At 71.7% G+C, this 12,587-nt stretch carries 13 protein-coding genes; 6 read left to right on the top strand and 7 right to left on the bottom strand.

Annotated elements, in window-relative coordinates; all coding sequences use genetic code 11:
* The 3 genes from HY68_RS21445 to HY68_RS21435 form a co-directional block, all read left to right on the top strand.
* Positions 1-1,134 (top strand): DUF1343 domain-containing protein (locus HY68_RS21445; RefSeq protein ID WP_041991248.1); only part of this gene is annotated, 1,134 nt, incomplete at its 5' end.
* Positions 1,135-1,332: 198 nt separating this feature from the next.
* Positions 1,333-1,938: a hypothetical protein gene (locus HY68_RS21440; RefSeq protein WP_041991246.1), complete on the top strand. Its 606-nt coding sequence runs from the start codon at positions 1,333-1,335 to the stop codon at positions 1,936-1,938.
* A gap of 31 nt (positions 1,939-1,969) precedes the next feature.
* Positions 1,970-2,689: a 3-keto-5-aminohexanoate cleavage protein gene (locus HY68_RS21435; RefSeq protein ID WP_041996763.1), complete on the top strand. Its 720-nt coding sequence runs from the start codon at positions 1,970-1,972 to the stop codon at positions 2,687-2,689.
* A gap of 61 nt (positions 2,690-2,750) precedes the next feature.
* On the opposite strand, the gene soxR is transcribed toward HY68_RS21435, so the two are convergent.
* Positions 2,751-3,209 (bottom strand): redox-sensitive transcriptional activator SoxR, encoded by a 459-nt coding sequence (soxR, locus tag HY68_RS21430; protein WP_041991244.1) that lies wholly within the window; start codon positions 3,207-3,209, stop codon positions 2,751-2,753.
* 110 nt (positions 3,210-3,319) lie between these two features.
* Between soxR and HY68_RS21425 the strand changes: the two genes are divergently transcribed.
* Positions 3,320-3,784 carry a MaoC family dehydratase gene (locus HY68_RS21425; protein ID WP_041991243.1) on the top strand — a complete coding sequence of 155 codons (465 nt, stop codon included), beginning with the start codon at positions 3,320-3,322 and terminating at the stop codon, positions 3,782-3,784.
* Here HY68_RS21425 and HY68_RS21420 read toward each other — a convergent pair.
* The 3 genes from HY68_RS21420 to HY68_RS21410 all read right to left on the bottom strand — a co-directional run bounded on the left by HY68_RS21420 (position 3,775) and on the right by HY68_RS21410 (position 6,090).
* Positions 3,775-4,437 (bottom strand): TetR/AcrR family transcriptional regulator, encoded by a 663-nt coding sequence (locus HY68_RS21420; protein WP_041991241.1) that lies wholly within the window; start codon positions 4,435-4,437, stop codon positions 3,775-3,777. The two genes, HY68_RS21425 and HY68_RS21420, sit on opposite strands and share 10 nt — an antisense overlap.
* Positions 4,438-4,507: 70 nt before the next feature.
* Positions 4,508-4,795, bottom strand: a complete 288-nt coding sequence (locus HY68_RS21415) for a YiaA/YiaB family inner membrane protein (protein WP_041991239.1) — start codon at positions 4,793-4,795, stop codon at positions 4,508-4,510.
* A gap of 143 nt (positions 4,796-4,938) precedes the next feature.
* Complete coding sequence (locus HY68_RS21410; protein WP_041991237.1) at positions 4,939-6,090, bottom strand: acyl-CoA dehydrogenase family protein; 1,152 nt, start codon at positions 6,088-6,090, stop codon at positions 4,939-4,941.
* Between the two features lie 71 nt (positions 6,091-6,161).
* Here HY68_RS21410 and HY68_RS21405 point away from each other — a divergent pair, with 71 nt between their 5' ends.
* Entirely contained in the window at positions 6,162-6,809 is a 648-nt protein-coding gene (locus HY68_RS21405; protein WP_041991235.1) for a TetR/AcrR family transcriptional regulator, read from the top strand.
* A gap of 39 nt (positions 6,810-6,848) precedes the next feature.
* Here HY68_RS21405 and HY68_RS21400 read toward each other — a convergent pair whose 3' ends face one another.
* From HY68_RS21400 to HY68_RS21390, 3 genes are all read right to left on the bottom strand, one after another.
* Positions 6,849-7,928 (bottom strand): zinc-binding dehydrogenase, encoded by a 1,080-nt coding sequence (locus HY68_RS21400; protein WP_041991233.1) that lies wholly within the window; start codon positions 7,926-7,928, stop codon positions 6,849-6,851.
* A 16-nt stretch (positions 7,929-7,944) separates the two neighbouring features.
* Positions 7,945-9,357 carry an aldehyde dehydrogenase family protein gene (locus HY68_RS21395; RefSeq protein WP_041991231.1) on the bottom strand — a complete coding sequence of 471 codons (1,413 nt, stop codon included), beginning with the start codon at positions 9,355-9,357 and terminating at the stop codon, positions 7,945-7,947.
* Between the two features lie 267 nt (positions 9,358-9,624).
* Complete coding sequence (locus HY68_RS21390; protein WP_041991229.1) at positions 9,625-10,986, bottom strand: ABC transporter ATP-binding protein; 1,362 nt, start codon at positions 10,984-10,986, stop codon at positions 9,625-9,627.
* Between the two features lie 271 nt (positions 10,987-11,257).
* On the opposite strand from HY68_RS21390, the gene hmgA reads away from it, so the two are divergent.
* Positions 11,258-12,577, top strand: a complete 1,320-nt coding sequence (hmgA, locus tag HY68_RS21385; RefSeq protein WP_041991227.1) for a homogentisate 1,2-dioxygenase — start codon at positions 11,258-11,260, stop codon at positions 12,575-12,577.
* Positions 12,578-12,587 lie beyond the last annotated feature (10 nt).

Genomic DNA, 12,587 nt, shown 5'->3' with positions numbered 1-12,587 from the left:
GGCTGCGACCGGCTGGCCGACAACCGCTACCGGCAGCTGTCGGGGCAGCGGGTGGGCGTCGTCACCAACCCGACCGGCATCACCCAGGACGTGCGCCACATCGTCGACGTCATGCACGCCGACGACCGGGTCGACCTGGTGGCCGTCTTCGGCCCCGAGCACGGCTTCCGCGGCACCGCACAGGCCGGCGGCTCCGAGGGGCGCTACGACGACCCGGCGACCGGGCTGCCGGTCTACGACACGTACCAGGTCAGCGGGCAGAAGCTGGCCGACGTCTTCACCGCGTCCGGGGTGGACACGGTCGTCTTCGACATCCAGGACGCGGGCGCCCGCTTCTACACGTACATCTGGACGCTGTACGACTGCATGGAGGCGGCCGCGCTCGCCGGGAAGCGCTTCGTCGTACTGGACCGGCCGAACCCGGTCACCGGGCGGTCCGCGACCGGGCCCGTGCTGCACGAGGAGTTCGCGAGCTTCGTCGGCCGCAAGCCGGTCTCGCAGGCGCACGGGATGACGGCGGCCGAGCTGGCGCTGCTGTTCAACGGGGAGTTCCTGGCGAAGCCGGTGGAGCTGACGACGGTCGAGGTGACCGGCTGGCGGCGCGCCGACTTCTTCGACGCGACGGGTCTCCCCTGGGTGCCGCCGAGCCCCAACATGCCGACGCCCGACACGGCGCTGGTGTACTCCGGCACCTGCCTCTTCGAGGGGACGAACGTCTCGGAGGGGCGCGGCACGACCCGCCCGTTCGAGACCCTGGGCGCCGAGACGGTCGACGGCGCGTGGGCGGCGGCCGCCACGGCCGAGGAACTGCCCGGTGTGCACTTCCGTGAGGCGTATTTCGCGCCGACGTTCTCGAAGTTCACCGGCAAGACCATCGGTGGGGTGGAGTTGCATGTCCATGACCGCGCTGCGTTCGACCCGGTGCGTACCGGCGTGGCGCTGCTGGTGACGGCGAAGCGGGTGTGGAGCGGTTTCGCCTGGCGCGCGGACCACTACATCGACACGCTGTCGGGCTCGGCGCGGCTGCGGACGATGATCGACGCGGGGGCGGGCACGGACGAGGTGGTCGGCGCCTGGCAGGACGAGCTGGCGGCGTTCCGCGCCGTGCGCCGGGGCTATCTGCTCTACCGGTGAAAATGTGGCGTTACCGTGAACGTGGATGGTGTTTTTCGAACCCTCACGCGAAGGAGTCTCCTCGCACGCATTAATTGCGGATGAGAATCACCCGAGTTGTCCGTCCTCCGGACTTGTTTTGTTTTTTGATGGATCCGAATGGGGCAGGCGTACGTCCATTCCACAACGCCGAAGTACCAGCGACGGAGGTGGCAGGCGATGGCCAAATTTCGGAGTCTCGCGAGACAGGTGCGCGACCCGCGGTGTGATCTGGCTTTGCGGCGGTACTCACTGCGCAAGTGCCTTGAAAGATTCGCCCCTTACGGGCACCGGGCGACCTGGGACCATCTGTGCGCACGGCACGGCATAGAACCGGAGGACCGGGCACCGGACCCGGCGCGGCTGGTGGCCGCGCTGGACGAACTGGAAGAGGCGCGGGCGGTCTGGCTCGCGTACGAGGTCGATTTCGCCGAGCGGCGCAAGCGTGAGAAGCACGACGGGCTGCGGCGGCCCGGGAGCTTCGACGACTGGCACCGGCTCACCTGGGGCGGCAACGGTGTGGCCCGCTGCGACAACCCCGCGGTGCACCCGGCCGAGTCGCTGGCGGAGGTGCTGCGCCGGCTGATCGCCGGGCTCGAATCAGGACCTGGCACGGTCTGCCCGGTGTGCGCGCAGCGCGGCATCGCCTGGGCACCGAACCTCTCGCACGAACCCTGGTCAGGACCCGTCTGCACGAGCTGCGGCATCGTTGTGCCGGAGCCGGTGCTCACGACGGAGGCGCTGGACCGGGCCAAACAGAACAAGACACTCGCTTCGGTGGCGTAGCGCGCGGATGACCCATGTCATGCCCCGGGCCATGATCCAGGTCTGTCTGAACGGACCACGGAGCGCGGCCGACCACGCCGCTGTGCCGATGTCGCCGGGTGCGGCGGCCGAGGCGGCGGCACGCGCGGTCGCGGCGGGCGCCGTCGACGTGCATGTCCACCCGAAGACGCCGTGCGGACAGGACACCCTCTCGGCGAGGGCGGTCGCGGAGACGGTCACGGCGGTACGGGCGGCGGTGCCGGGCGTCCTGGTCGGGGTGACGACGGGGGCCTGGGCGGAAGCCGACCCGGAGCGGCGTGTGGCGCGTGTGCGCGCCTGGACGGTGCTGCCGGACCACGCGTCGGTGAACTGGCACGAGCCGGGCGCCGAGGAGGTCGCCGCGGCGTTGCTGGAGCGCGGGGTCGGCGTGGAGGCGGGGATCTGGTCGGGCACGGACGGTGCGCGGCGCTTTCTCGGCTCGCCGCTGGGGCCACGGGTGCTGCGGGTGCTCGCCGAGGTCACGGACACCGGCCCGGACACGGCGCGGGACACGGCGCGCTCGCTGCTGGGCGCTCTGGGCGCGGCGCACGGCAGGCCCGTACTGCTGCACGGTGAGGACGGTGGCGCGTGGCCGGTGCTGCGGCTCGCCCTGGAGCTGGGCCTGGACACCCGGATCGGCCTTGAGGACGTCCTGCTGCTGCCGGACGGCCGCCCGGCGACCTCCAACGCGGACCTCGTGGCGGCGGCCCGCGCGCAGGCGGACGCGCGCTAGGCCCTGTCCGGCCGATCTTCGCGGGCCCGCGACGCCTGGCACGGCACCTCGCTGCGTTGTCCTAGGCGCGGCCGGGGTAGAGCCGGGAGCCGCTCATCCGGTCGCCGAAGACATCGCCCGGGTTGGACAGCGCGCAGGTCTCCAACGACAGGCAGCCGCAGCCGATGCACTCGGTCAGCGTGTCCCGCAGCCTGCCCAACTGCTTGATGCGCTCGTCCAGTTCGGAGCGCCACGCCTCGGAGAGACGCGCCCAGTCCGCACGGGTGGGGGTGCGCTCCTCGGGCAGCTGCCCCAGCGCGTCCCTGATGGTGGCGAGCGGGATGCCGAGCCGCTGGGCGGCCCGTACGAAGGCGACCCGGCGCAGCGCGTCCCGGCCGTAGCGGCGCTGGTTGCCGCTCGTCCTGCGGCTGGTGATCAGCCCTTTGGACTCGTAGAAGTGCAGGGCCGAGACGGCGGCGCCACTGCGCGCCGAGAGCTGGCCGACGGTGAGTTCATGGATCTGCTCCGGGATCTGCGGCACCCCTCGGAGCCTACTGGGCCTGCCGCGTTGACAGGACGCGGCAGCCGTCGCCATGCTGAGCAAGCGCTTAGACATCGCTTCGAGAGAGTTCGAGAGAGCAGGGGCCGGACATGGCAGAGCCGAGGGTCTTCACATCCGCCGACGAGCTGCGCGCCGGGATCGGTGAGCAGCTGGGACACAGCGACTGGCTGGAGATCGACCAGAAGCGGATCGATCTGTTCGCGGACGCGACCGGCGACCACCAGTGGATCCATGTGGACCCGGAGCGCGCGGCGCGGGGGCCCTTCGGCACGACGATCGCGCACGGCTATCTGACGCTGTCGCTGCTGCCGGTGCTCGTCCCGCAGATCGTCCAGGTCGAGAACGTGAAGATGGGCATCAACTACGGGACCAACAAGGTCCGTTTCCCCTCCCCCGTGCCCGTGGGCTCGCGGTTGCGCGCCTCCGCCGTCCTGCGGGACGTCACGCCGGCGAGCGGCGGCGCCCAGCAGGTCACGGTCGAGGTGACGGTCGAGCGCGAGGGCGGCGACAAGCCGGTCTGCGTCGCGGAGTCGGTCTCCCGCTACTACTTCTGACCTGGCCGCCGGTCCTGGTCGCCGCCCCGGGGGGCGGCGACCATCCGCAGGACGAGGTCGGCGTAGAGCGCGCCGACCTCGTCGGGCGTCCGGTGTCCGCGCGAGTTGAACCAGCGCGCCACGTCGATGCACAGGGACAGCACGGCGAGTGTCGTGCCCGTCAGGTCCGGTACGTCGAACTCGCCGTCCCGCACCCCGTCGGCCAGGATGCGGCGCACCACGGCGTCGCTCTCCCGGCGCAGCTTGACGATCTCGACGCGGTGCTCGGGGGCGAGCGCGTCCAGTTCGTACTGGACGACGCGCGCCGTCGTGTGCCGCTCCGCGTGCCAGCGCACGAAGGCGCTGACGGCTTCGGCGAGCCGCTCCGACGCGCTGCCGCCGCCCGTCTCGGCCGCCGTGAGCAGCGCCAGGGCCCGGTCGTGGCCGATCCGGCTGATCCGGTGGAGCAGCTCTTCCTTGGTCTTGTAGTGGATGTAGAGCGCCGCGGGGCTCATGCCCGCGCGGCCCGCGATGTCACGGGTGGTGGTGGCGTGGTAGCCGCGCTCGGCGAACGCCTCGACGGCGGCGACCAGCAGCCGCCTGGCCGCCTCGGGGGTCACCTCGCCCCATGGCTTGTCGCCGCCGTCACCGGCCGGCTGTTCCGCCGTACGCATCGCTCGCCCCTTCCACTCGGCAGGACGAACACCATACCCCGAAGCTGAGCAAGCGCTTAGGACGCGTCGGTCAGAGCTTCTGGAACGGGTCGTGCTCGGCGAGGATCTTCTCCAGTCTCGCCTGGTCGACCCGGCTGACGATCTGGCCCTCCTGCTGGCGGTCCCTGACCACCTTGGCCAGGGTGAAGGCCGACGTGGTCAGGTACAGCACCCCGATGGCGAGGAAGCCGCGCACCCACGCGTCGGCGTCGAGGCGCAGGATGCCGATGGTGACGGCGGCGAGGGCGAGGCCGAAGGAGGCGACGGCCTGTCCGTAGAAGGCGGCGGTGTTGCTCTGCTTCACAGGTGTGTCGGTCATGGGTCCAGCATCGGGAACCGCGGCCCGCGCCACATCCGTACTGCTACTCACCCGGTACTCAACGACCCCGCAGCCGGCGCCAGGACAGCGGCGGGGCGGCGGGGCGTCCGGGTACGGCCTCCGGTACCGCGCCCAGGCCGCGTTCAGAACGCGGAGACCCCGGTGAGCGCACGGCCGATGATGAGTTTCTGGATCTGGCTGGTGCCCTCGTAGAGGGTCATCACCCGGGCGTCACGCAGCAGTTTGCCGACCGGGTACTCGTCGATGTACCCGTAACCGCCGTACACCTGGATCGCGTTGCCCGCCGCGCGCACCGCCGCCTCCGACGCGAAGAGCTTCGCCTGCGAGGCCGCGGTGGCGAACTCGACCCCCCTGTCGATGAGATCGGCAACGCGCCAGGTCAGCAGCCGGGCCGCGTCGACGTCCACGGCGATGTCGCTGAGCAGCTCCTGGACGAGCTGGTGGTGGGCGATGGACTTGCCGAACTGCTCGCGCTCCCCCGCGTATCCGACGGCCGCCTCCAGCGCCGCGCGCGCGATGCCGACGCAGCCGGCCGCGACCGCCATCCGCCCCTTGGCGAGCGCGGACATGGCGATCGAGAAGCCCTTGCCCTCAGGACCCAGCAGGGCGCCCGCCGGGACCCGCACGCCGTCCAGAACCAGCTCGGCCGTGGCCTGGCCGCGCAGCCCCAGCTTGCCGTGCAGGGTGCGCCGGGTCAGGCCGGGCGAGTCGGCGGGTACGAGGAAGGCGGAGATGCCCCGGTGCCCCGGGGTGTCGTTGGTCCGCGCGAAGAGCAGGACCACATCGGCCCAGGTGCCGTTGGTGATGAACATCTTGCTGCCGCTGATCACCCAGTCGTCGCCGTCCCTGACGGCTTTCGTGATCAGATTGCCCGCGTCGGAGCCGGTGCCCGGCTCGGTGAGGCCGAAGCAGCCGATGGCCTCGCCGGAGGTGATCCCCGGCAGCCAGGCGCGCTTCTGCTCCTCGCTCCCCCAGGCCAGCACGGTCTTGCCGACCAGGCCGAGGGAGACGGAGACGATGCCGCGCACGGACGAGTCGCCGCGCCCCAGCTCCTCGGTGACCAGGCAGTACGAGAGATGGTCGCCGCCCGAACCGCCGTACTCCTCCGGCACGGTGAGACCGAGGAAGCCGAGCGCGCCGAGCTTGCCCACGATCGCGCGGTCGACGCTCTCCGCCCTGTCCCACTCGGCGGCGTGCGGGGCGATCTCCCGGTCCACGAAGTCGCGCGCCAGCTCCCGTACGGCTTCCTGCTCCTCGCTGAGCTCCAGATTCACAGCGGTACCTGCTCCCCTTCACTTTAATTAGCACTGCTAGTTTACGCAGGGCAGCCCTTACTATGTGCGCCATGGCCAGACCGCGCAAGCCCCTGCTCAGCCGAGACCGCATCGTCGCCACGGCGAGCGCGCTCGTGGACGCCGAGGGCCTGGAAGCGGTCTCCACCCGCAGGCTCGCCGCCGAGCTGGGGGTGAGCGGCCCCTCGCTCTACAACCACTTCCGTACGAAGGACGAGATCCTCGAAGCCGTGGCGGACGCGGTCAGCGCCCAGGTCGACCTGTCGATGTTCGACGAGAGCGACGGACGCGACTGGCGCACCGCGCTGCACGACTGGGCGCTCTCCTACCGCGCGGCCCTCACCGACCACCCGCACATCGTGCCGGTGCTGGCGCGCGGCCCCGGACGGCGGCCGGCCGGGCTGCGGGTGGCCGACGCGGTCTTCGGCGCGATGGTCAGGGCGGGCTGGCCGCCGGCCCAGGCCACGTACATCGGCGCGCTGATGCGCTACTTCATCACCGGCTCGGCCCTCGGCTCGTTCGCCCGCGGCTTCCCGGACGACGCGACGGCGTACGACCCGGCCGACTACCCGCACCTCGGCCAGGCCCATCTGCTCGCCGACCGGCAGCGCCAGGTGGACGAGGGCGCGTTCGAGACGGGGCTGCGGGCGCTGGTCGACGGGCTCACCGCGCAGTACGAGCAGCACGCGGCGGCCCGCTGAGCGCAGCGGCCCACTGACCACGGCGGGGCCCGTACCGGCTCAGAAGACGACCAGGGCCCGGCCTCCCCGGCCCGCCAGCATGGCCTCGAAGGCGGCGGGGATGCCGTCGAGCCCGATCCGTTCGGTGACCATCATGCCCAGGTCGAAGCGGCCCGCCCTGATGTGCTCGGCCAGCACCGGCAGGTCCTTCGCCGGGTCGCTGTCGCCGTAGACGCAGCCGGCGAGCGTACGGCCCCAGTGGAACAGCTCCAGGGCGTTGAACGTCACCTCCTGGTCCTTGCCGCCGATGCCGACGACCGTCGTACGGCCGCCGCGCCGGGTGGAGTCCCAGGCGGCGCGGATGGTGACGGCGCGGCCGACGCACTCGACGGCCACGTCGGCGCCATGGCCGCCGGTGAGCTTCCTGATCTCCCTGGCGGTGGTGCCGGAGGCGACGACGTACTCCGTCGCGCCCGCCGCGCGCGCCAGCGCCTCCTTCTCCGGGGTGACGTCCACGGCGATGACGGTCGAGGCGCCCGCGATCCGCGCCGACTGCAGGACGGCGAGACCGACCCCGCCGACGCCGAAGACGACCACGCTCTCTCCGGCGCGCACGCGCGCCGAGTGGTGGACGGCGCCGAAGCCGGTGAGCACGGCGCAGCCGAGCAGCGCGGCGTCGGTGAGCGGCACACCGTCGGGCAGCGGCAGTACGCAGTTGGCCGCGACGACGGTCTCCTCGGCGAAGGCGGCGACATTCAGCCCGGGGTGCAGTTCGGTGCCGTCGGCGGTGCGGGCGTGCACATCGGCCGCGCCCGCCAGCGCGTTGGCGCAGAGCCAGACCTCGCCCAGCTCGCAGGCGTGGCAAGTGCCGCAGGACGGGGCCCAGTTGAGGACGACCTGGTCGCCGGGGGCGACATGGCTGACCCCTTCGCCGACGGAGACGACCGTACCGGCGCCCTCATGGCCGAGCACGGCGGGCACCGGCACCCGCATGGTGCCGTTGGACAGGGACAGGTCGGAGTGGCAGACGCCCGCGGCGGCGAGCCGGACGCGGACCCGGCCGGGGCCCGGCTCGGGGAGTTCGATGTCGCGGATCTCCAGCGGGGCTCCGACTGCGGACAGGACGGCGGCGCGTGTCACGGATGCTTCTCCCGGCTCAGAACTGGAGGGACTTGGTCTGGAGGTACTCGGCGAGGCCGTGCGTGCCCAGCTCGCGGCCGACACCCGACTGCTTGTAACCGCCGAACGGGGCGAGCGGGTTGAACCGGCCGCCGTTGATGTCGACCTGGCCCGTCTCCATCCGCCGGGCGAAGGCCACGGCCTCCGCCTCGTCACCGGCCCAGACGGCGCCCGCGAGGCCGTAGACGGTGCCGTTGGCGATCCGCAGGGCGTCGTCCTCGTCCGCGTAGCGGAGCATCGAGATGACGGGGCCGAAGATCTCCTCCTGCGCGATGGTCATCTCCGGGGTGACGTCGGCGAAGACGGTCGGCGCGACGTAGTAGCCGGCCGGATGGGGCGCTTCGGAGCCGCCCGCGACGAGCCTGGCGCCCGCGGCGACGCCCTGGTCGATGTAACCGCGCACCCGCTCGCGCTGCTTGGCGCTGACGACGGGACCGAGCCGGCTGGCCGGGTCGTGCGGGTCGCCCGCCGCGTACTTGGCGACCGCCGCGCGTGCCAGCTCGACCGCCTCGTCGTACTGGTCGGTGTGGACCAGCATCCGGGTCCACGCGCTGCAGGTCTGGCCGGAGTTGGACATGACGTTGGCGACGCCGACCTTGACGGCCTTGGCGAGGTCGGCGCTCGGCAGGATCACGTTGGCCGACTTGCCGCCCAGCTCCAGCGCGACCCGCTTGACCGCCGCGCCGGCCGTCGCGCCGATCTGCCTGCCGACCGCCGTGGACCCGGTGAAGGAGACCAGGTCGACGCCCTCGTGCGCGGCGAGCGCCTGTCCCGCGACCGCGCCGAGGCCGGTGACGAGGTTGAAGACGCCGGCGGGCAGCCCCGCCTCGTGGACGCACTCGGCGAACAGCTGGGCCACGAGCGGGGTGTCCTCGGCGGGCTTGAGCACCACCGTGCAGCCCGCCGCGAGGGCGGGCGCGACCTTCGCCACGATCTGGTGCAGCGGGTAGTTCCAGGGGGTGATGGCGCCGACCACGCCCACCGGCTCCAGCAGCACGGTCGAGTTGCCCGCCTTCTCCTCGAAGGCGTACGTGCCGGCCAGCTCCGCGAACGAACCGGCCACGGAGATCGGCAGGTTGGCGTGGACGACCTGCGAGAGACCGATGGGGGTGCCCAGTTCGGCGGTGACGGTCTCCGCGATCTCGTCCTTGCGGGCCACCATGGCATCGCGCAGCGCGGCGATCCGCGCGGCGCGCTCGGCGGGCGGGGTGGCGGCCCAGCCGGGGAAGGCGTCGCGCGCGGCGCGTACGGCGGCGTCCACGTCCTGCGCCGTACCGGCGGGGACCTCCGCGATGATCTGCTCGTCCGCCGGGTTGACGACGGCGATCGTCCCGGTACCGGCGGCCGGCCGCCACTCCCCCCGGATGTACATCCCGTCGTGTGCCTTCATCGCCAGTCCTTCCGAGTCCGGATGTGTCAGACCCAAACTAGCGGTGTTAGTTTTACGGCGCCAGGGTGGCAGCCGGTGCGCCCACCCGCCGGGGGTCTGTCGTGTGGATCAGGCCGGGTCAGGGAGCGGGCGCTGGTGCCGTGGATCGCAAGGCGGAGGAGGGAGGCGACGCGGAGCGTCGTCGACCGACGACAACGCCGCGAGGCGCGGTGCCAGCGCCCGCGAGCCCGGCACGATCCACACGACAGACCCCAGGCCCGGTGCGGGTCACCCGTCGAGCCCCGGCAGGTCGCGCGGCGCCGGGCAGATCCGCCGGCCGTAGTTGTCGAAGACGTACAGATGCGCCAGATCGACCAGGAGCGGCACCTGGGCGCCGGGCCGCAGCCACATGTCGGGCCCGGTCCGCACGACCAGGTCGGCGGCGGCGATGGCGGGCCGCTCCGTGTAGCTCACGGGACCCTCCTGCCGCCGCTCCGGCTCGTCGAGCACCCCCACGGAACCGCCGCTGACATGGGCGACCGCGCCCGCGGCGCGCTCCTTGAGCCGCTCCAGCACGCCCGCTCCGCCGCCGCTCTTACGGCGGCGCGGCGCCGTGCGCGGCCTCGGCGATTCGAGATCGGTGACGACGGCCGCCTTGGACCCGGTGTTGAGATGGACCAGCGCCTCGTGCCCCTGGTACTCCATATGCTCGACCAGGCCGCTGAGCGCCACCTCGCCGGGCCGCGCCTGGCTCGGCGGCGCGATCCGCACCGCCTCGGACCGCAGCCCCACGATGACCTCCCTGCCCTGCTGGATACGGAGCAACTGGTGCTCCTGGCTGAGGGGTTCGGGCAGCGGCAGCCGCTGCTTGCCGAGGTTGATCGACATCCGGCCGTCCAGCGGCGCGTACACGACGGCCTGGAGCAGATTGATCCGCGGCGTGCCGATGAAGGCGGCAACGAACACGTTCTCCGGCAGGGCGTACACCTCGCGCGGCGGGCTGACCTGTTGCAGCACCCCGCCGCGCATCACGGCGACCCGGTCGCCGAGCGACATCGCCTCCGCCTGATCATGCGTCACATAGACCGTGGTGACCCCCAGTTCACCGGTGAGCTGGGCGATCTCGGCGCGCAGGTGGTTGCGCAGCTTCGCGTCGAGGTTGGACAGCGGCTCGTCCATCAGGAAGACCGACGGATGGCGGGAGATGGCCCTGCCCATCGCGACCCGCTGCCGCTCACCACCGGACAGCTGGCTCGGGTAGCGGTCGAGGACGCTCTCGATGCCCAGCATCCGGGCGGTCGCCTCGACCCGTTCGGTGCTGTCCAGGTGCGGGTTCTCCAGCCGCAGCGGGAAGCCGATGTTCTCGCGGTTGGTCATGCTCGGGTAGAGCGCGAAGTTCTGGAAGACCATGGCCATGCCGCGTTCGCGGGGCGGCACCAGGTTCGAGTACTCACCGTCGAGAAGGAGTTCCCCCTCGGTGATGTCCTCAAGCCCGGCGATCATGCGCAGGACGGTGGACTTGCCGCAGCCGGAAGGACCGAGGAGTACGACGAACTCCCCCGGCGTGATGTCGAGCGAGAAGCGGTCGACGGCGCGTGCCGTGCGTCCGTACACCTTGCTGACGCTGTTGAGTGAGATGGCGCGAGTCATGAGGGTTCCGCCCGTTAAGAAGAGGTAGTCCCCCATACCAAAGGGCACCACGGGACAAGGCGGAACGCCCCTGTCACGGGAATTACCACAACACGACAGCAATACGGCAAGTTCGGTGGACGCCTGACAGTCATGAGTCGTAGACGAAGCGCGACCGGTCCGGATCGGCGACGGGTCCCCGCGCGGCACCGTTGACGCCCCTCTGTCGCAATCCTACGGTGGACCATAGGATTCAGAAGACTCCGGGGGATCCCCAGCACGGGAGCGCATGATGACCGGCATCGAACAGGCCAGGAAGACCGCAGCGGAGCTCGACCACTCCGCGGGCTTCGGCAACGAACACAGCTCCGAGGCGGTGCCGGGCGCCCTGCCGCACGGCCGCAACGCGCCGCAGCGCGCGCCGCTCGGGCTGTACGCGGAACAGCTCAGCGGCAGCGCCTTCACCGAGCCGCGCGCCCACAACCGCCGCTCGTGGCTGTACCGCATCCGCCCTTCGGCGGCGCATCCGCCGTTTGTCCGGGTGCCGGGCGGCGCCCTCGCGGGCGCGCCGTTCACGGGCAGGGCGGCCGACCCGAACCGGCTGCGCTGGAACCCGCTCCCCGAACCGGCCCCCGGTACCGACTTCCTGGCCGGCCTGTGGACCCTGGGCGGCAACGGCGACGCGGCGCAGCGCACCGGCATGGCCGTGCACCTCTACCACGCCAACGCCCCCATGACCGACCGGGTGTTCAGCGACGCAGACGGCGAACTGCTGATCGTCCCCGAGCGCGGCGGCCTGCTGCTCCGTACCGAACTCGGCCTGCTCGCCGCCCGGCCGGGGCAGATCGCGCTGGTCCCGCGCGGGGTCCGCTTCCGGGTGGAGCTGCTGGACGAGAGCGCCCGCGGCTATGTGTGCGAGAACTACGGCCGTCCGTTCGCGCTCCCCGACCTCGGCCCGATCGGCGCCAACGGCCTCGCGAACGCGCGGGACTTCCTCGCCCCGGTCGCCGCCTACGAGGACGTCGAACGGCCGGTCGAGGTGATCAGCAAGTTCTGCGGGAACCTCTGGTCCGCCACCTACGACCACTCACCGCTGGACGTCGTGGCCTGGCACGGCAACCATGTGCCGTACGTCTACGACCTGCGCCGCTTCAACGTCCTCGGCTCCATCAGCTACGACCACCCGGACCCGTCGATCTTCACGGTCCTCACCTCGCCCTCGGACACCCCGGGGCTCGCGGGCGTCGACTTCGTGGTCTTCGCGCCGCGCTGGCTGGTCGGCGAGGACACCTTCCGGCCGCCGTACTTCCACCGCAACGTGATGAGCGAGTACATGGGGCTCATCGAGGGCGCCTACGACGCCAAGGCGGAGGGCTTCGTGCCGGGCGGCGGCTCGCTGCACAACATGATGTCCGCGCACGGCCCCGACCGGGAGACGTTCGAGCGGGCGAGCGCGGCCGAGCTGCGGCCGCAGAAGATCGACGACGGGCTCGCCTTCATGTTCGAGACCCGCTGGCCGGTGACGGTCACCGAGCAGGCGGCCGACGCCGGACACCTGCAACAGCGCTACGACGACGTGTGGCAGGGTCTGCAACGCCACTTCAGGCCCTGACCTCGTTACG

Origin of the sequence: Streptomyces sp. AcH 505 (assembly GCF_000818175.1) — a bacterium.
Taxonomy (GTDB): Bacteria; Actinomycetota; Actinomycetes; order Streptomycetales; family Streptomycetaceae; genus Streptomyces.
The sequence above is the reverse complement of the archived record's forward strand: the minus strand, read 5'-3'. Positions and strand labels throughout refer to the sequence as shown.

What these genes read in the sequence shown, in the direction of transcription:
- HY68_RS21420 (WP_041991241.1), bottom strand. Translation starts at nt 4,437, where the DNA reads ATGCGTACGGCGGAACAGCCGGCCGGTGACGGCGGCGACAAGCCATGG.
- HY68_RS21425 (WP_041991243.1), top strand. Translation starts at nt 3,320, where the DNA reads ATGGCAGAGCCGAGGGTCTTCACATCCGCCGACGAGCTGCGCGCCGGG.
- HY68_RS21395 (WP_041991231.1), bottom strand. Translation starts at nt 9,357, where the DNA reads ATGAAGGCACACGACGGGATGTACATCCGGGGGGAGTGGCGGCCGGCC.
- HY68_RS21435 (WP_041996763.1), top strand. Translation starts at nt 1,970, where the DNA reads ATGATCCAGGTCTGTCTGAACGGACCACGGAGCGCGGCCGACCACGCC.
- HY68_RS21405 (WP_041991235.1), top strand. Translation starts at nt 6,162, where the DNA reads ATGGCCAGACCGCGCAAGCCCCTGCTCAGCCGAGACCGCATCGTCGCC.
- HY68_RS21390 (WP_041991229.1), bottom strand. Translation starts at nt 10,986, where the DNA reads ATGACTCGCGCCATCTCACTCAACAGCGTCAGCAAGGTGTACGGACGC.
- HY68_RS21440 (WP_041991246.1), top strand. Translation starts at nt 1,333, where the DNA reads ATGGCCAAATTTCGGAGTCTCGCGAGACAGGTGCGCGACCCGCGGTGT.
- hmgA (WP_041991227.1), top strand. Translation starts at nt 11,258, where the DNA reads ATGACCGGCATCGAACAGGCCAGGAAGACCGCAGCGGAGCTCGACCAC.
- HY68_RS21415 (WP_041991239.1), bottom strand. Translation starts at nt 4,795, where the DNA reads ATGACCGACACACCTGTGAAGCAGAGCAACACCGCCGCCTTCTACGGA.